Below are 18,112 nucleotides of genomic sequence, written 5' to 3' on the forward strand. Positions count from 1 at the left end.
CTGGGGGCACCTCCCACGGCCGCCAGGCCGTAGGGGGAGTTTGAGGCGCGGGGGTCCGGGGGCGGAGCCCCCGGTTCAGGCGCACCCCTACTCACGCCCGCCTGAGTACGAGCGCGCTTACCGCCTGCGCGGCCCGGCGGCAGCCTGGCGGTCATGACCACCGTCAGCCTGCTCGCCGCCCGCACCCCCGTCACCCGGGACCGCTACGTCGACCTGCTCCGCGTCGCCTCCCTCGGCGTCGTCGTCGCCGGGCACTGGCTCATGTCCGCCGTCACCGATGACGGGGTCGGCAATCTGCTCGCCGTCGTGCCGGAGTTGCAGGTCCTCACCTGGGTCCTCCAGGTCATGCCCGTGTTCTTCTTCGTCGGCGGGTTCTCGCACGCCCTCTCGTACCGGTCGCTGCGGCGCCGGCATCCGGACCGGGCCGTGTACGCCGTCTTCCTGCGCGGACGCCTCCAGCGGCTGCTGCGGCCGACCATGGCCTTCGTCCTGGTGTGGGGCGCCGTCGCGCTCGCCGTGCAGCTGCTCGGCGGGGGCGGCGGGACGACGGGAGTCGCGCTGCGGCTCGTCGCCCAGCCGCTGTGGTTCATCGGCATCTATCTCGCGATGGTCGCGTTCACCCCGCCGCTGCTGAGGCTGCACGAGCGCTTCGGGTGGGGCGCCTTCGGGGCGCTCGCCGCGGCCGCTGCCGCCGTCGACGTGCTGCGGTTCGCCGCGGACGTCCCCTTCGTCGAGTTCCTGAACTTCGCGTTCGTCTGGCTCGCCGTCCACCAGCTGGGCTTCCTGCGGGCCGACGGCCGTATCCGCAGGCCCGCCGTGCTCGCGGGCGCCGGTCTCGCCGGGGCCGCCGTGCTCGTCGCCCTCGGGCCGTATCCGCTCTCCATGGTCGGGATGCCGGGCGAGAAGATATCGAACATGGCTCCGCCCACCCCCGCCCTGCTCTGCCACGGGCTGTGGCTGGTCGGCGCCGTGGAGCTGCTCAAGCGGCCGGGGGCCCGCCTGCTGAGCCGCCCCCGCGTCTGGCTCGGCGTCGTCGCCGCGAACGGGATCGCCATGACCGCGTTCCTGTGGCACCTGACCGCCATGCTCGGCGTGTACGGGGCGATGATCGCCGCGGGCCTGGAGCTGCCGGAGCCGGCGGGCGCGGCCTGGTGGGCGGGGGCCCCGTTCCGGATCGCCGCGGCCGTCGCGGTGACCGCCGCTCTCGTCGCCGTCTTCCGCCGCGTCGAGCGGCCCGCGCACGATGCCGGTGCGCCCGTGCCGGGCACCGGGCCCGTCGCCGCCGTGGGGATCACCCTGTGCCTGTTCGGCGTCCTCGGCCTGTCCATGGTCGGCTTCGGCGGCCTGCTGGAGGGCAGGACCGCCACCCTCGTCGCCGTGCCGGTCAGCGCGCCCGCGGCCGTGGCCATGGCGCTCGGCGGCTGGCTGCTGGTGGAACGGGCCGGTGCCCGTCGCAAGTAGGCTGGGGGGTCGATCGTTCCCCCTGGCAGGAGAGAAATGGCCGTCAATCTGGTCAATGTCGAGGCAGTCAGCAAGGTGTACGGCACACGTGCCCTGCTCGACTCCGTCTCCCTCGGCGTCTCCGAGGGAGACCGCATCGGCGTCGTCGGCCGCAACGGCGACGGCAAGACCACCCTCATCCGCCTGCTCGCCAAGCTGGAGGAGCCCGACACCGGCCGGGTCACCCAGAGCGGCGGACTGCGGCTCGGCGTGCTCACCCAGCACGATTCGCTCGACCCCGGGGCGACCATCCGCCACGAGGTCATCGGCGACCTGGCCGACCACGAATGGGCCGGGAACGCCAAGATCCGCGACGTGCTGACCGGACTGTTCGACGGCCTCGACCTCTCCGGGTTCCCGCAGGGGCTCGACACCGTGATCGGCCCGCTGTCCGGCGGCGAGCGCCGCCGCATTGCGCTCGCCAAGCTGCTCATCGCCGAGCAGGACCTGATCGTCCTCGACGAGCCCACCAACCACCTGGACGTGGAGGGCATCGCCTGGCTGGCGAAGCACCTGCAGGCCCGCCGCTCGGCGCTCATCTGCGTCACGCACGACCGCTGGTTCCTCGACCAGGTCTGCACCCGCATGTGGGACGTGCAGCGCGGCGCGGTGTACGAGTACGAGGGCGGCTACAGCGACTACGTCTTCGCCCGGGCCGAGCGCGAGCGCATCGCGGCGACCGAGGAGGCCAAGCGGCAGAACCTGATGCGCAAGGAGCTGGCCTGGCTGCGGCGCGGCGCCCCCGCCCGTACCTCCAAGCCCCGTTACCGCATCGAGGCCGCGAACGAGCTCATCGCCGACGTGCCGCCGCCGCGTGACACGTCCGAGCTGATGAAGTTCGCCAGTGCCCGGCTCGGCAAGACGGTCTTCGACCTGGAGGAGGTGACCGTCCAGGCCGGCCCCAAGGTGCTCGTGCAGCACCTGACCTGGCAGCTCGGCCCCGGCGACCGCATCGGTCTGGTCGGCGTCAACGGCGCGGGCAAGACCTCGCTGCTGCGCACCCTCGCCGACGCCGCCCGCACCCAGGGCGAGCAGCAGCCCGTGGCCGGCCGCGTCGTCGTCGGCAAGACGGTCAGGCTCGCCTACCTCTCGCAGGACGTCACCGAGCTGCCCCCGGCGCTGCGGGTGCTGGAGGCGGTGCAGCAGGTCCGCGACCGCGTCGACCTCGGCAAGGGCCGCGAGATGACGGCGGGCCAGCTGTGCGAGCAGTTCGGCTTCGGCAAGGAGAAGCAGTGGACGCCGGTCGGCGATCTGTCCGGTGGTGAGCGCCGCCGCCTCCAGCTGCTGCGCCTGCTGATGGACGAGCCGAACGTCCTGTTCCTCGACGAGCCCACGAACGACCTCGACATCGAGACGCTGACCCAGCTGGAGGACCTGCTCGACGGCTGGCCCGGCTCGATGGTGGTCATCTCCCACGACCGGTTCTTCGTCGAGCGCACGACGGACCGCACGTTCGCGCTCCTCGGCGACGGCGCGCTGCGGATGCTGCCGCGCGGCATCGACGAGTACCTGGAGCGCCGGGCGCGCATGGTCGAGGCGTCCGCGCCCACACCGCCCCCCGCCCCGGCGGCCGCCGGAGGCAAGGAGAAGTCGGCGGCGGACGCGCGCGCGGCGAAGAAGGAACTGCAGCGGATCGAGCGGCAGCTCGACAAGATCTCCGAAAAGGAGAGCAAGCTGCACGCCCAAATCGCCGACAACGCGACCGACTTCGAGCGCGTCGCGAAGCTGGACGCCGAGCTGCGCGAACTGGTGGCCGAGCGCGACGAGTTGGAGATGCGCTGGCTCGAACTGGCGGAAGACGCCTAGGGCCAGCTCGTAGAGAAGCCGTGGAAACCGCGTAACAACAGCATCACGGGCCGGTCCTCCCTTGGGAACAGGGGCGGACCGAGCCCGTTCCGCGTTGGTCGCGGGTGATACAAAGAAGCGCGTCCGGCTGCGCTTCCGGTCGCCCGCCGGGGGGCCACGGGGGCCGAGGCACGACCGACCACGCCGAGAGCCGTGGGGGTGCCCGCCGGGCAGCGGATCGCAGGAGAAGGGGGAGGCGCTGATGACTCAGCCGCCTGATCGGCAGGTGCTGGAGCGGGACTTCGGCGCTGCGCACCAACGGGAGCACGGGACCGCGTGTCCCGCTCCGCCCGTCCAGGCACCGCAGACGCCCCCGCCGCCCGGATACGGCTTTCCCCAGGCCGAGTGAACGCGTTCCGGGTCAACCCGACATCCCCCACCCCTGCCCGCACCGACCACTCCAGAGGTAGTACGCCATGACACAGCCGCCGAACCAGCCGCCGCAGCCGGGCTTCGGAGCTCCCCAGGACCCGCAGGGCATCCCGCAGCCGCCCGCCCAGCCGCCCCAGATGCCGCCGGCCCCGCCGACACCCCCCGCGGGCGCGCCGCAGGCCCCCGGTTACGGCTACCCGCAGGCCGGCCAGCCCGGACCGTACGCCCAGCAGCCCGGCCCGTACGCCCAGCAGCCGGGGCCGTACGCCCAGCAGCCGGGCCCGTACAACCAGCCCGGTCCGTACGGAGGTTACCCGGCGCAGCCGCAGTACCCGGGTGCGCCGACCCCGCCGTCCGGCGGTTCGGGGAACTTCTTCAAGGGGAAGACCGGCATCATCGTGGCCGCGTCGGCCGCCGCGCTGCTCCTCGTCGGCGGTGGCACGTACTTCGCCCTGGCCGGGGACGGCACGCAGGACAAGCCGAACGTCAGCAAGTCCAGCGACGACCCGAAGCCGACCGGCTCGCCGACCGTCGACCAGGGCGACGGCAACGGCGATGGCGGCGCCCGTGACGGCGACGACGACCTCAACGCGGGCCGCCAGGCCGGCGAGGCCAAGGTCCTCTTCCTGACCAAGAACGACGTCGATCTGCCGCGCAACGGCTCCGACGTGTTCGGCCCGTGGGTGGTCGGCGACACCGTCGTCAAGGCCATGTACCGCGAGATCGCCGGGTATTCGGTGACCGACGGCACGAAGAAGTGGAGCGTGCCGGTGAGCACCAAGGTGTGCTCCGCGCCCGCGAACGCGTCCACGGACGGGAAGATCGTCTTCGGTGTCGAGGACAGCCTGACCGACAAGGCCAAGTGCAACGACCTGCAGATGGTCGACCTCAAGACCGGCAAGGCCGGCTGGAAGAAGTCGATCCCCAAGGTGTCCGGCTTCGCCGGCCTGTCCGACTTCACGCTCGCCATCAGCGGCAACACCCTGGCGGTCGGCGGCAGCGGCAACTCGTACGGCTACTCGCTCGCCGACGGCAAGCAGCTGTTCGGCAAGCCGGCGGGCGACTGCAAGCCGTTCGCCTTCGCCGGCGGACCCCGTCTGCTGGCCGGCGCGAGCTGCCCCACGTCGGACTACGACAAGCCCAGGCAGCAGCTCCAGGAGGTCGACCCGGTCACCGGCAAGACCAAGTGGACCTACAACACGCCCGAGGGCTGGGAGATCGACAAGGTCTACTCGGCGAGCCCGCTGGTCGTCTCCCTCACCCAGCGCGAGCCCAAGAAGTGGTCGATCGTCGCGCTGACCGACAACGGCAAGCCGCGCTCGCAGATCGACGGCGGCACGGACAAGTACCAGCCCCGCTGCGGCGGCGCCTTCGTGGTCTTCGGCCAGAACCTCGAGGGCTGCACCGGCGTGGCCGCCGACGCGAACACCTTCTACATGGCGACCGAGACGGGTTACGGCACCGCCAACGAGGTCGTCGCCTTCAACCTCGACACCGGCAAGGCCAAGTGGCGCTCCAAGGCCCCGGCCGAGCGCCAGATGACTCCGCTGCGGATGGAGGGCGGCAACGTCCTCGTCTACATGGGCGCCTCCTACGACAAGGGCGGCACGGTCGCCACGATCGCCCCCACCGGCGGTGCGCCGAAGACGCTGCTCCAGCACCCGGCGTCGACCGCGCAGATCGAGAACACCTTCTACTCGCCCAAGATGGCCTACGCCGACGGCCGTTTCTTCATCGCCGCCGGGCGGGTGAGCGCGAGCAACGACAAGGAGGAGAAGGAGACGAAGACCATGATGGCCTTCGGCCAGTGACCGTCACCGTCGTCGTCCCGGAAGCCTCGTTGGCGCCTTGTCCGCTCTTCCGCCGTACCGTTCCCAGAGGTAGCACCCCATGACACAGCCGCCGCCCCCGCCGAACCAGCCACCCGGTCAGCCGCCGCACCAGCCCCCGGCCGGTCCGCCCAACCAGCCCCCGCAGGGCGGGTTCGGCGCTCCGCAGCAGCCGCCGGCCGGCGGGTTCGGCGCCCCGACGCCGCCCCAGGACGGCGGGTACGGCTACCCGCAGACCCCGCCGCCCGCCCAGTCGCCGTACGGGCAGCCGCCCCAGAGCCCGCCGCCCGGCGCGGGACAGCCGCCGTACGGCTATCCGCAGCAGGGCTACGGCTACCCGACGCAGCCCGTGCAGCCGCAGTACATGCTGCCGCAGAACGGTGGCGGCGGCCGCAAGCTCAGCACGCAGATGCAGATCGTCATCGCCGCGTGCGTGGCCATCGTCCTGATCGTCGTCGGCGGCATCGTGTACGCGAGCACCGGTGACGACGGCACGAAGGACGAGGCCAAGAACTCGTCGGGCGGCGCGTCCGGCGGTGGCGGCGACACCAGGCCCGCCCCGGACGGGGCCGGCAAGGAGAAGGCGGGCGCGAACACCGGTGCCAAGGTCGCCTTCCAGCTTCCCGAGCCGGCGCGCGAGGACCTGACGGCCGTTCCCGGCTCCTGGGTCACCGACAAGGCGTACGTGAAGCCGGGCGTCAACTCGGTCGTCGCGTACGACGTCGCCAAGGGCAGCGTCCTGTGGGCCACGCCGCTCACCGGCCAGGTGTGTGCGGCCTCGCGCCACATGACCGATGACTACAAGACCGCGATCCTCTTCGAGGCGAAGAAGCGCACCGCGCCCAAGTTCTACGAGAAGTGCACCGAGGTCGGGGTCCTCGACCTCACCACCGGCAAGCTGCTGTGGAGCAAGTCGGTCGCCGGCGACGGCGACGAGAAGAGCCAGTTCGAGCAGGTCACCCAGAGCGGCAACACGGTCGCCGCGGGCGGACTCTACGGCGGTGCCGCGTTCGACCTGACCACCGGGGCGGTCCGCTGGAAGCCCAAGGTCGACGCCCAGCAGTGCCGGGACATCGGCTACGGCGGCGGCAAGGCGCTCGTCGCGGTCCGCACCTGCGGCGACTTCGACAACCGCACGGCCACCGTCCAGACGCTCAACCCGGACAACGGCACCCCGCTGTCGTCGTACAAGATGCCGGCGGGTGTCGAGGACGCCCGCGTCGTGTCCAGCGACCCGCTGGTCGTCGCCGCCGACGTCGGTGACACGGGCACCTTCGGCATCTCGGACTTCTTCTCCATCGACGGCAAGACCGGCAAGCTGCGCGCGAAGATCGCGGCTCCGGGCGACAAGTACCTGGCCCGCTGCTCGGCCAGCGACGGCGTCGAGGGCTGCCAGTACGTGCTGGTCGGCAACGACAGGCTCTACCTGCCGACCGCCGAGCACGACGGCGGCGGCGACCTCGGCCGCACCAACGAGATCATCGCCTTCGACCTCGCGACCGGCAAGGGCACGCCCGAGCGCGCGGACGCCGGCGAGGGCTACCACTCGCTGCCGCTGCGCATGGACGGGGGCAACCTCATCGTCTACAAGTGGCCTCCCTACAACAAGGGCGGTCAGGTCGTGAGCATCGACGGCGCCACCTTCAAGCAGACGGTGCTGCTCGAGAACCCCTCCGACCGTGCCGTGCGCGACGCCGAGACGAGCTTCTCGGAGAACGGCGCCGAGTACGACTACGTGGCGGGCCGGTTCTTCATCTCGCAGGACCTGATGAGCAAGCCGCGTGAGAACGACTCGCAGTTCGGCAAGAAGTACCTGGCGGTCGCCTTCAGCGTGGCGGACTGACCCCTACGAGCACACCGCCGGCCCGGCCCGTCGCACCGACGGACCGGGCCGGCGCTTTTGTCGCCCCCACTCGGCACAAGTGGCCCTGTTTGCCGACGAATTCGGCATTCCGGGGCGCTTCTGCCGAGTTGGGGGCGCGCTCGTCGGCACGAGCGTGTACCTTGCCGGGTCAGTGGGCCGGGGGGCTCGCTCAACCGGGGAGGGTTGCTCGATGGGCGTGCGGCTCATCGTGGTCGACGACCACAGACTGCTCGCGGAGGCGCTCGCCTCGGCACTGAAACTGCGCGGGCACCGGGTGCTGGCGGCGGCCGCGCCCGCTGCCGGGGCGGCCGAACTCGTCGTCGCCAGGGCGCCCGAGGTCTGTCTGCTCGGCACCCAGGCGCCTGCCGCGCCGGGCGCCTTCGACCCGGTCGTACGGATCAAGCGGGAGCGCCCCCAGGTGGCCGTCCTGGTCCTCGGCCCGGTGCCCAGCCCGCGGGGCATCGCGGCGGCGTTCGCGGCGGGGGCGTCCGGCTATGTGCGCCACGACGAGCGCATCGAAGGGGTGGAGCGCGCCCTGGTGAAGGCCCGCGCGGGCGAGGCGGTGGTGGCGCCCCAGCTCCTGCAGGGCGCGTTCGCCGACCTCCTCAACCCGGCGGCGCAGCCCGACGACGAGGGCCAGCGGCTCCTGGAGCTGCTCACCGCGCGCGAGGTCGAGGTGCTCGTGCGGGTCGCGGAGGGCGAGGACACCCGGCAGATCGCGGCCGGGATGGGCATCGCGCCGAGCACCGCGCGCACGCACGTGCAGCGCGTGCTGATGAAGCTGGGCGTCGGCTCCCGCCTGGAGGCGGCGGCGCTGGCCGCCCGGACGGGCCTGCTGGACCGGGCGGCGCACGGCAGCGTGCCGCCCGGCGTGAAGCGGGACTAGTCCGCCGGCGTGGCCGGCGCCGTGGGGCGCGGCGACTTCGGGAAGGGGGTGTCCCGTCTTCCGTTGACGAGCGCTGTTGGCTTGTGGTTGGTTGTGTTTGAATATGTTGACAAGGGGTGGTGAGGAGCTCCGCGTGAAGAAGACGTCGACCCGGCTCGCCGACGGTCGCGAGCTGCTCTACTACGACCGCCGGGACGACGCCGTACGCGACGCCCTCGACCCGCGGCCCCTCGACGCCGTCTCCACCACCTCCGAGATCCGCCACGACGTCCTGCTCGGCGACCGTGTCGCGATCGCGTCGCACCGGCAGGGCCGCACCTACCACCCGCCGGCCGACGAGTGCCCGCTCTGCCCCTCGCGCGACGGGCGCCACAGCGAGATCCCCGCCGCCGACTACGACGTCGCCGTCTTCGAGAACCGCTTCCCCTCCCTCGCCGGCGGCCTCGGCCGCTGCGAGGTCGTCTGCTTCACCCCCGACCACGACGCCTCGTTCGCCGACCTGACCGCCGAGCAGGCCGGACTCGTCCTGGAGGCGTGGACCGACCGCACCGCCGACCTCGCCGAAGTGCCCGGCGTCGAGCAGGTCTTCTGCTTCGAGAACCGCGGCGCCGAGATCGGCGTGACCCTCCAGCACCCGCACGGCCAGATTTACGGCTATCCCTTCGTCACCCCGCGCACCGGCCTCATGCTGCGCTCCGCGGCCGAGCACCGCGCGACGACCGGGCGCAACCTGTTCGACGACGTCGTGGCGCGCGAGCTGGACGAGGCAGTCCGCGTGGTGCTGGCGGGCGCGCACTGGGTCGCCTTCGTGCCGTACGCGGCGCACTGGCCCTACGAGGTGCACCTCTACCCCAAGCGCCGGGTGTCCGACCTGCGCGGACTGGACGAGGCCGCGCGCACGGAGTTCCCACAGGTCTATCTGGAACTGTTGAGGCGCTTCGACCGGATCTTCGGCCCGGGCGAACCGCCGACCCCGTACATCTCCGCCTGGCACCAGGCGCCGTTCACCGCGGACGGGCGGGACGACTTCGCCCTCCATCTCGAGCTTTTCACCGTCCGCCGCACTTCCGGCAAGCTGAAGTTTCTCGCTGGTTCCGAGTCCGGTATGAGCGTGTTCATCAACGACGTGCCGCCGGAAGCCGCGGCCGAACGACTGCGAGAGGTAGCGAGCTAAGTGAGCAAGAAGTACCTGGTCACAGGCGGTGCGGGATATGTCGGCAGTGTGGTGGCCCAGCACCTGCTGGAGGCCGGCCACCAGGTGACCGTGCTCGACGACCTCTCCACCGGGTTCCGCGAGGGCGTCCCGGCGGGCGCGGAGTTCGTCGAGGGCCGCATCCAGGACGCCGCACGCCATCTCGACGCCTCGTACGACGGCGTCCTGCACTTCGCCGCGTTCTCGCAGGTCGGCGAGTCGGTCGTCAAGCCGGAGAAGTACTGGGAGAACAACGTCGGCGGCACGATGGCCCTGCTGTCCGCCATGCGCTCCGCCGGCGTGCGCACCCTCGTCTTCTCGTCCACCGCCGCGACCTACGGCGAGCCGGTGCGGGCCCCCATCACCGAGACCGACCCGACCGCGCCCACCAGCCCCTACGGCGCGTCCAAGCTCGCCGTCGACCACATGATCAGCGGCGAGGCCGCGGCGCACGGCCTGGCCGCGGTGTCCCTGCGGTACTTCAACGTCGCGGGCGCGTACGGCGACTGCGGCGAGCGCCACGACCCCGAGTCGCACCTCATCCCGCTGGTCCTCCAGGTCGCCCTGGGCAAGCGCGCGTCCATCTCCGTCTTCGGCGACGACTACCCGACGCCGGACGGCACCTGCGTCCGCGACTACATCCATGTCGCCGACCTCGCCGAGGGCCATCTGCTCGCGCTCGACGCGGCGACCCCCGGCGAGCACCTGATCTGCAACCTCGGCAACGGCAACGGCTTCTCCGTGCGGGAGGTCATCGAGACCGTCCGCAAGGTCACCGGTCACCCGGTGCCCGAGGTCATGGCCGAGCGCCGCGGCGGCGACCCCGCGGTCCTGGTCGCCTCCGCAGCCACCGCCCAGGAGCGCCTGGGCTGGCAACCGAGCCGCGCCGACCTGGCCGGCATCGTGTCCGACGCCTGGGCCTTCGCCCGCGGGAGGGAGAACGCGTCATGAGCGACGGTGTGTGGGCAGCCCCCGGCAGGGTGAATCTGATCGGTGAACACACCGACTACAACGACGGTTTCGTCATGCCCTTCGCGCTGCCGCACACCACGGTGGCGACCGTGGCCCGCCGCGACGACGGCGTGCTGCGGCTCCACTCCGCCGACGTGCCCGGCGCTTCTGTCGAACTGCGCGTCGAGGACCTGGCTCCGGCCGCCCGCTCGGGCGGCTGGACCGACTACCCGGCCGGCGTGGTCTGGGCGCTGCGCCGGGCGGGCCTCGCGGTGGGCGGCGCCGACATCCACTACGAGTCCACGGTGCCGACGGGCGCGGGACTGTCCTCGTCCGCAGCGATCGAGGTCGTCACCGCGCTCGCCCTGAACGACCTGTACGCGCTGGGCATGGACTCCCGGGACATCGCCCGGATGTGCCGGCGGGCGGAGAACTCTTACGTCGGCGCCCCCACCGGGATCATGGACCAGATGGCCTCGGCCTGCTGCGTCGAGGGCCATGCCCTGCACCTGGACACCCGTGACCTCTCCCTGCGTCAGATCCCCCTCGACCTGACGGCCCACGGCCTCGAACTCCTCGTCGTGGACACCCGGGTCAAGCACGCCCACAGCGAGGGCGCGTACGGAAAGCGCCGCGCCGGCTGCGAGGCGGGTGTGGCGGCGCTCGGCGTCGACGCGCTGCGGGACGTCCCGTACGACGGGCTCGACGACGCGCTGGCCCGCCTCGACGACCCGGAGGTGCGCTCCCTGGTCCGTCACATCGTCACCGAGAACCACCGGGTGGAGCGCGTGATCGCACACCTGGAGGCGGGCGAGGTCCGCGCGATCGGGCCGGTCCTGACGGAGGGCCACGCCTCGCTGCGCGGCGACTTCCGGGTCTCGTGCCCCGAACTGGACCTCGTGGTCGACACGGCACTTACGGCGGGAGCGCTCGGCGCGCGGATGACGGGCGGCGGCTTCGGCGGGTCGGCGATCGTGCTGGCGGAGTCGTCCTCGGCGCAGCTGGTGACGAAGTCGGTCCAGGAGGCGTTCGCGGCCCGGTCCCTGGACGAGCCCCGCGTCTTCACCGTGGTCCCGTCGGCGGGGGCGCGGCGGGTGGCCTGAGGTCCACGCCGGTAAGAGCCGGGCGATGCGGCGAGTGCCCGCCGCATCCTGTCGACTTCTGTCCCGCCAGGACCACGGGCAACACCATGAACACCGTGAGCGATCAGTTCTGCACATGGCCTTCCCTGACGGCCACCCATCCGTAATCTGGTGCTCAACACCGGTGGGGGCCGGTGTTGATCAGGGGGCGAGACCGTTGGGTACGGCGCCCGGGGCGGGGTATCAGTCTGAGCACGGCGGCGGCCGGGCGACGTCCTGTACCTCTTTCTCCGGGCGTCGTATCCGCGCCGATCCGTCCTCCGGCACTGGGGGTGCTTGTGGTTCGTATCCGGGTCCTGGTCGTGGACGACCACCGAATCTTCGCCGAGTCGCTCGCCGCGGCTCTCGCCGCCGAGCCCGACGTCGAGGTCGCCGCGGCGGGCAGCGGGCCCGCCGCGCTGCGCTGCCTGGAGCGGGCCGCGGCCGAGGGGCGGCGCTTCGACGTCATGCTCGTCGACGCCGATCTCGGCATCGTCACGGTGCCCGCGCCGCGCGCGGTCGCGGGCGGCGACGACGGTCTGGTGGACGGGATCTCGCTGGTCGCCGGCGTCCGTTCGCACCGGATCGCCGTGCGGTCCGTGGTACTCGCCGAGAAGGACGACGCCGCCCGCGCGGCGCTCGCGCTCCAGGCGGGGGCGTCGGGCTGGGTCGCCAAGGACTGCTCGCTGCAACGGCTGCTGGGCGTGATCCGCGGGGTGCTGCGGGACGAGACGCACGTGTCGCCCGGGCTGCTCACCGGCGTCCTGCGCGAGCTGACCGCGGCCCGCAAGCACCGCACCGAGAGCGAGCAGCTGGTCGAGTCGCTGACCCCGCGCGAACAGGAGGTACTGCGCTGCATGGTCGCGGGCCTGGGGCGCAAAGCGGTCGCCGAGCGCCTCTTCCTGTCACCGCACACCGTTCGGACGCACATGCAGAACGTGCTCGGCAAACTCGGCGTGCACTCGACGCTGGCCGCGGTCGCCCTGGCCCGCAGGGCGGGCGTGGGCCCGGTGGACCTACCCGGGGATGTTGTCGAACGGGGCGGTCAACTGGCGTAGCAGTGCGGCCAGTTCCGCGCGCTGGGCGTGGGACAGCTGGGCAAGGATCGCCCGCTCCTGGGCGAGCAGTCCGGCCAGTGCCTGGTCGGCGCGGTCGCGGCCCTCGGGGGTGAGCCGTACGAGGACGCCGCGCCGGTCGCTGGGGTCGGGCAGCCGCTCGACCAAGTTCTTCTTGGCGAGCCGGTCGATGCGGTTGGTCATCGTGCCGGACGTGACCAGTGTCTGGGTGAGCAGCTGGCCGGGGGAGAGCTGGTACGGAGCGCCGGCCCGGCGCAGCGAGGTGAGCACGTCGAACTCCCACGGCTCCAGCTGGTGCTCGGCGAAGGCGAGCCGGCGGGCGCGGTCGAGATGCCGGGCGAGCCTGGAGACGCGGCTGAGCACCTCGAGCGGTTCCACGTCGAGGTCCGGGCGCTCTCGGCGCCATGCCGCGACCAGTCGATCGACCTCGTCCTCCATATCGATCAGTGTAGTTGGTCTGTCGATGTGAAGTCTCTTGACGTCAAGATATAGTCTGCTCGACTATGGGGCAGGGTCGGGCCGGAACCGTTCCTTTTCGGCCGCCCGTTCCTGCAAGGGGGACTCGACCATGCATTCCGTACCCACCTGGGACCCGCATCAGTACCTGCGCCATGCCGGGCACCGCACGCGTCCCTTCCTGGACATGCTCGCCCGCATACCCCAGCTGCCCTCGGGCAGCCGCCCCGCCCGGATCGCCGACATCGGCTGCGGCCCCGGCAATGTCACCGCCCTCCTCGCCGAGCGCTGGCCCGATGCCCACATCACCGGCTTCGACCTCTCCCGCGAGATGCTCGCCCGGGCGGAGAAGGACCACGCGGGCACCACACCCGGCGGCGGCTGGCTGGACTTCCGCCTCGCCGACGCGGCGCACTGGACCCCCGACGAGCCGTACGACCTGATCGTCTCGAACGCGGCGCTGCAGTGGGTGCCCAACCACCCCGAGTCCTTCGCCGTCTGGATCGACGGACTCACGCCCGGCGGCACCCTCGCCTTCCAGGTGCCCGGCAACTTCACCTCGCCCAGCCACGCCCTGCTCGGCGAGCTGTGCGAGTCCCCCCAGTGGCGGGACCGTCTCGGCGACCACGGACGGCGCTACGTCCACATCCTGGAGCCCGCCGAGTACCTGCTGCGGCTCGCCGACCTGGGCTGCGACACGGACACCTGGGAGACCACGTACCTCCAGCTGCTCGGCGGCGAGGACCCGGTGCTCGATTGGGTGAAGGGCACCGCGCTGCGCCCGGTACTCACGGAGCTCGCCGACGACCCGGAGGCCGAGCGCGAGTTCCTGGGCCAGTACCGGGACCTGCTGCGCAAGGCGTACCCGCCGGGGCCGCACGGCACCGTGTTCCCCTTCCGCCGCATCTTCGCCGTCGCCCGGAAGGTGGCGTGATGCGCGCCGCCGACGACCATGGCCGGCTCGCCGCACCGCCCGGCCCGGCAGACGCGCTGCGCGTCACCCGCATCGAGGCACACGCGCGAGGGCTGGAGACGCAGGGTGCGAAGGCCGAGCGGGACGAGAAACTGCCCGGGCGCAAGCGGGCCTGCACCGGGGACCCGGCGGGCAACCGCCCGGAGGGCCGGGAACCGCCCGGCTGAGGAGGCCGGGCGAACGACGGCGCCCCGCCGCGGGCGAACCACGGCGGGGCGCCGTGCTGCCGGAGCAGCGGGATCAGTGCAGGGTGCGGTAGGTGTTCCAGCCGGAGCCGATCTTCGCCCTCGGCTTGAAGCCGCCCTTGCCGTCGGCGTCGTAGCGGTACAGCACGCCGTCCGACGCGCGGACCAGCAGGTCGGCGCGGCCGTCACCGGTCAGGTCGCCGGGCGCCACGAACTTGTTGAACTGGTTCCAGCCCGTGCCGATCAGCTTCCGCGCCTTGAACGGCGCCGTGCTCACACCCGTGCCCGCGTACAGGTACAGGCTGCCGTCCTTGCCGCGCGCGACGATGTCCGCGCGGCCGTCGCCGTCGATGTCACCGGCGCCGGCGAGCACGGTGAACTGGCCCCAGCCGGTGCCGATCTTCTGGCGGGCGGCGAACGCCGAACCGTCTCCGTTGCCCCGGTACAGGTACAGGGCGCCGGCGCTGTCACGGGCGAGGAGGTCGCCGTGGCCGTCGCCGGAGAGGTCGCCGGGGCCGACGAGGGTGTTGTAGATGCCCCAGCCGCTGCCGATCTCGCCGTCGCCGACGTAGTCGTCGTAGTTCCACAGGGTGCCGTCGGAGACCTCGAGCAGGTCGCTCCAGCCGTCGTCGTCGAACGAGGAGGCGAGCGTCAGCTTCGCGCCGCCCCAGCCCGGGCCGGCCTCCTCGCGGGGGCTGAGCAGGCCGTTGTTCATGCCGATGTACGCGTACATGACACCGGACGTGTTGACGCCGAGGACCTCGTTCTTGCCCCAGTGCGGGTTGTTGCCCGCGCCGGCGAACTGCGAGACCTCGTTCCAGCCGGTGCTGAGCTGTGTCCTCGGCCCGAAGGCGCCCGTGCCCGTGGAGAGGTAGCGGTAGAGCGTGCCGGACACGTTGCGGGCCATGAGGTCGCCGTGGCCGTCGCCGTTCACGTCGTCCACGCTGAACAGCTGGTTGTACTGGGCCCAGCCGGTGCCGATCTTCACCCGCGGCTTGAAGGGCTGCGCGGCCGTGGTGCCGGCGTAGAAGAACAGCTCGCCGGCGGGGTTGCGCGCGAACAGGTCCGCGATCGCGTCGCCGTTCGCGTCGTTGACGCCCACGAGCTGGTCGAACTGGCCCCACCCGGAGCCGACGCGGACCTTCGGCGCGAACGGCTCGGCCGTACCGGGCTGGGCCCGGTACACGAACAGCTCACCGGCGGGGTTGCGCGCGAGCACGTCGCCCACGCCGTCACCGGTCAGGTCACCGGGCGAGAAGACCTTGTTGTACTGCTGCCAGCCCGTGCTGGACCACTGCGGCTCGGCGTGCGACTCGTGGCTGACGTACGACGAGAGGCGGCCGTCGACGGAGAGCGTGAAGACCGTGGGGCGCGTGGCGTCGGCCGTGTCCAGGCCCGCGACCGAGAACGCGTCCTTGAACGTCTCCTCGCTCTCGCCCAGCGGGTAGAGGTAGGTCTCCTGGCTGCTGGTCGGCGTCACCCAGTACATGCCGTCGGAGGCGCGCTGCAGCAGATCGCTGAAGCCGTCGCGGTCGATGTCGCTGCGCGGCACGGCCGGCCCCGCGGCCTCGGCGACGCCCGCCGCGGAGGCCGACGGCGCCTTCGCCTCGCCGGACCGCATGATCGGAGACTTCGGCATGCTCTCGACGGTCGGAGCGGTGCGCTCCACCGGCGTGCGGGACGCCGGGGCGTCGTCCGCCTGCGCCGGAACGGCGAGCAGCATGCCCGCCGAGACGACCAGCGCGGTGCAGGCCGCGACGCGCCGCGCCGACGTGCGGCGCACGCCGGCAGGGCGGCCGGATTCCACTGAAGTCAAAGTCCCCCCTCGGGACAGAAGTCGGTTCCTTGCCTGTCGTCGGGACAAGGCATCGGTTAGACAGCCCAGAGGGATCAAGGGATGTACGGGAAACCGCTCGATTTCCGCGGGCCCTGCGGGGGCCTCCCGGCACGGGCAGCGGCCGGCCCCCCTCGCAGGGAGGGGAGCCGGCCGCTGCTCGGGTCGGGCGTGTCAGTTCGTCGCGTCAGTTCTTGCGGTGGCCTATCAGGCGAGGCTTCTGCTCCAGACCGTCCAGGCCGTGCCACGCCAGGTTCACCAGGTGCGCCGCGACCTCGGCCTTCTTCGGGCGGCGGGCGTCCACCCACCACTGGCCCGTCAGCGCCACCATGCCCACCAGCGCCTGCGCGTACAGCGGGGCGAGCTTCGGGTCGAAGCCCCGGTTCTTGAACTCCATGCCGAGGATGTCCTCGACCTGTGTGGCGATGTCGCTGATCAGAGACGCGAACGTGCCCGTCGACTGCGCCACCGGCGAATCGCGGACCAGGATGCGGAAACCGTCCGTGAACGTCTCGATGTAGTCCAGCAGCGCGAACGCCGCCTGCTCCAGCAGCTCCCGGGGATGGCCGGCCGTCAGCGCGCCCGTCACCATGTCCAGCAGCTGGCGCATCTCACGGTCCACCACGACCGCGTACAGGCCCTCCTTGCCCCCGAAGTGCTCGTACACGACCGGCTTGGAGACACCCGCCTTCGCCGCGATCTCCTCGACGGACGTGCCCTCGAACCCCTTCTCGGCGAAGAGGGTGCGCCCGATGTCCAGCAACTGCTCCCGGCGCTCGGCGCCGGTCATCCGCACCCGGCGGGTCCGCCTGCCGCCGGGCGACCGGTTCTTGTCCGCGCTGCTCGTACTGCCGTCACTCGCCACGCCGTCCATCATGCCGCTTCGGCGGTGCCGCTCTTGCCCCGGCCGTCCACCCGGCGGGCGTCGATACGGGACCGCTGCGGCCAGCGCACGTCGTACGCCCAGCCCGCCAGCTCGAACCAGCGGATCAGCCGGGCGCTGGAGTCGATCTGGCCCCGCAGCACGCCGTGCCGCGCGCTCGTCGGGTCCGCGTGGTGCAGGTTGTGCCACGACTCACCGCACGACAGCACCGCCAGCCACCACACGTTGCCCGAGCGGTCGCGCGACTTGAACGGGCGCTTGCCCACCGCGTGGCAGATCGAGTTGATCGACCACGTCACGTGGTGCAGCAGCGCGACGCGGACCAGCGAGCCCCAGAAGAACGCCGTGAACGCGCCCCACCACGACATCGTCACCAGACCGCCCACCAGCGGCGGGATCGCCAGCGACAGCGCCGTCCACCAGATGAAGTCCCGCGAGATGCGGCGCAGCGCCGGGTCCTTGATCAGGTCGGGGGCGTACTTGTGCTGAGGCGTCTGCTCCTCGTCGAACATCCAGCCGATGTGCGCCCACCACAGGCCCTTCATCAGCGCGGGGACACTCTCGCCGAACCGCCACGGCGAGTGCGGGTCGCCCTCGGCGTCGGAGAACTTGTGGTGCTTGCGGTGATCGGCCACCCAGCGCACCAGCGGCCCCTCGACCGCCAGCGACCCCATGATCGCCAGCACGATCCGCAGCGGGCGTCTGGCCTTGAAGGAGCCGTGCGTGAAGTACCGGTGGAAGCCGATGGTGATGCCGTGGCAGCCGATGAAGTACATCGCCACCAGCAGGCCGAGATCGAGCCAGCTCACGCCCCAGCCCCAGGCCAGCGGGACCGCGGCGAGCAGGGCGAGGAAGGGGACCGTGATGAACAGCAGCAGGGCGATCTGCTCGATCGACCGCTTGCTGTCCCCGCCGAGCGTGGCGGACGGTGCGTCGGCGGACGGCTGAGCGGTGCCGTCCAGCAGATCGGGGCTTGTGGTCATGAGGGTTCCCTGGGGGTGGGGAGGGGGGACGAATGGTGCCGTTGTGACGGTCCTGGCTACGGTCCCGTAACCTACGGCGTCGTAAGTATGGCAGTGCCCGGCGGCGCGGCAAGAGACCTGCGGACAACGTCAGGGAAATGGACACCTATCCTGGGTGTCGTC

At 71.8% G+C, this 18,112-nt stretch carries 16 protein-coding genes; 12 read left to right on the top strand and 4 right to left on the bottom strand.

Annotation, left to right across the window (positions count from 1 at the left end; genetic code table 11):
• Nucleotides 1–153 precede the first annotated feature (153 nt).
• The 10 genes from ACLB9X_RS28670 to ACLB9X_RS28715 all read left to right on the top strand — a co-directional run bounded on the left by ACLB9X_RS28670 (nucleotide 154) and on the right by ACLB9X_RS28715 (nucleotide 12,618).
• Nucleotides 154–1,461 (top strand): acyltransferase family protein, encoded by a 1,308-nt coding sequence (locus ACLB9X_RS28670; protein WP_410363320.1) that lies wholly within the window; start codon nucleotides 154–156, stop codon nucleotides 1,459–1,461.
• A 36-nt stretch (nucleotides 1,462–1,497) separates the two neighbouring features.
• A complete protein-coding gene (locus tag ACLB9X_RS28675; RefSeq protein ID WP_410363321.1) occupies nucleotides 1,498–3,306 on the top strand; it encodes an ABC-F family ATP-binding cassette domain-containing protein in 1,809 nt (602 codons plus the stop codon).
• Between the two features lie 241 nt (nucleotides 3,307–3,547).
• On the top strand, nucleotides 3,548–3,694 hold the full coding sequence (locus tag ACLB9X_RS28680; protein ID WP_410363322.1) for a hypothetical protein: 147 nt from the start codon (nucleotides 3,548–3,550) through the stop codon (nucleotides 3,692–3,694).
• A gap of 67 nt (nucleotides 3,695–3,761) precedes the next feature.
• Nucleotides 3,762–5,528 (top strand): PQQ-binding-like beta-propeller repeat protein, encoded by a 1,767-nt coding sequence (locus ACLB9X_RS28685; RefSeq protein WP_410363323.1) that lies wholly within the window; start codon nucleotides 3,762–3,764, stop codon nucleotides 5,526–5,528.
• A gap of 79 nt (nucleotides 5,529–5,607) precedes the next feature.
• Entirely contained in the window at nucleotides 5,608–7,389 is a 1,782-nt protein-coding gene (locus ACLB9X_RS28690) for a PQQ-binding-like beta-propeller repeat protein (RefSeq protein ID WP_410363324.1), read from the top strand.
• Between the two features lie 211 nt (nucleotides 7,390–7,600).
• Nucleotides 7,601–8,296, top strand: coding sequence for a helix-turn-helix transcriptional regulator (locus ACLB9X_RS28695; RefSeq protein ID WP_410363325.1), 696 nt, complete (start codon nucleotides 7,601–7,603; stop codon nucleotides 8,294–8,296).
• Between the two features lie 133 nt (nucleotides 8,297–8,429).
• Complete coding sequence (galT, locus tag ACLB9X_RS28700) at nucleotides 8,430–9,470, top strand: galactose-1-phosphate uridylyltransferase (RefSeq protein ID WP_410363326.1); 1,041 nt, start codon at nucleotides 8,430–8,432, stop codon at nucleotides 9,468–9,470.
• Nucleotides 9,471–10,439, top strand: coding sequence for a UDP-glucose 4-epimerase GalE (gene galE, locus ACLB9X_RS28705; protein WP_410363327.1), 969 nt, complete (start codon nucleotides 9,471–9,473; stop codon nucleotides 10,437–10,439).
• Nucleotides 10,436–11,542, top strand: coding sequence for a galactokinase (gene galK, locus ACLB9X_RS28710; RefSeq protein ID WP_410363328.1), 1,107 nt, complete (start codon nucleotides 10,436–10,438; stop codon nucleotides 11,540–11,542). Before galE ends, galK begins: the two co-directional genes overlap by 4 nt.
• A 317-nt stretch (nucleotides 11,543–11,859) precedes the next feature.
• Nucleotides 11,860–12,618 carry a LuxR C-terminal-related transcriptional regulator gene (locus ACLB9X_RS28715; protein ID WP_410363329.1) on the top strand — a complete coding sequence of 253 codons (759 nt, stop codon included), beginning with the start codon at nucleotides 11,860–11,862 and terminating at the stop codon, nucleotides 12,616–12,618.
• On the opposite strand, the gene ACLB9X_RS28720 is transcribed toward ACLB9X_RS28715, so the two are convergent.
• Nucleotides 12,577–13,074 (bottom strand): MarR family winged helix-turn-helix transcriptional regulator, encoded by a 498-nt coding sequence (locus ACLB9X_RS28720; protein WP_307715065.1) that lies wholly within the window; start codon nucleotides 13,072–13,074, stop codon nucleotides 12,577–12,579. The genes ACLB9X_RS28715 and ACLB9X_RS28720 overlap by 42 nt on opposite strands.
• A 130-nt stretch (nucleotides 13,075–13,204) precedes the next feature.
• Between ACLB9X_RS28720 and ACLB9X_RS28725 the strand changes: the two genes are divergently transcribed.
• Nucleotides 13,205–14,026, top strand: a complete 822-nt coding sequence (locus ACLB9X_RS28725) for a trans-aconitate 2-methyltransferase (RefSeq protein WP_410363330.1) — start codon at nucleotides 13,205–13,207, stop codon at nucleotides 14,024–14,026.
• On the top strand, nucleotides 14,026–14,232 hold the full coding sequence (locus ACLB9X_RS28730; protein ID WP_410363331.1) for a hypothetical protein: 207 nt from the start codon (nucleotides 14,026–14,028) through the stop codon (nucleotides 14,230–14,232). The genes ACLB9X_RS28725 and ACLB9X_RS28730 overlap by 1 nt, the downstream gene beginning before the upstream one ends.
• 73 nt (nucleotides 14,233–14,305) lie before the next feature.
• Here the strand turns inward: ACLB9X_RS28730 and ACLB9X_RS28735 are convergent, their stop codons facing one another.
• The 3 genes from ACLB9X_RS28735 to ACLB9X_RS28745 all read right to left on the bottom strand — a co-directional run bounded on the left by ACLB9X_RS28735 (nucleotide 14,306) and on the right by ACLB9X_RS28745 (nucleotide 17,950).
• On the bottom strand, nucleotides 14,306–16,033 hold the full coding sequence (locus tag ACLB9X_RS28735) for an FG-GAP-like repeat-containing protein (RefSeq protein ID WP_410363332.1): 1,728 nt from the start codon (nucleotides 16,031–16,033) through the stop codon (nucleotides 14,306–14,308).
• A 238-nt stretch (nucleotides 16,034–16,271) separates the two neighbouring features.
• Complete coding sequence (locus tag ACLB9X_RS28740; RefSeq protein WP_410363385.1) at nucleotides 16,272–16,958, bottom strand: TetR family transcriptional regulator; 687 nt, start codon at nucleotides 16,956–16,958, stop codon at nucleotides 16,272–16,274.
• A complete protein-coding gene (locus ACLB9X_RS28745; protein ID WP_410363333.1) occupies nucleotides 16,958–17,950 on the bottom strand; it encodes an acyl-CoA desaturase in 993 nt (330 codons plus the stop codon). Before ACLB9X_RS28745 ends, ACLB9X_RS28740 begins: the two co-directional genes overlap by 1 nt.
• Nucleotides 17,951–18,112 lie beyond the last annotated feature (162 nt).

Source organism: Streptomyces sp. 5K101, from assembly GCF_046506645.1.
Taxonomy (GTDB): domain Bacteria; phylum Actinomycetota; class Actinomycetes; order Streptomycetales; family Streptomycetaceae; genus Streptomyces.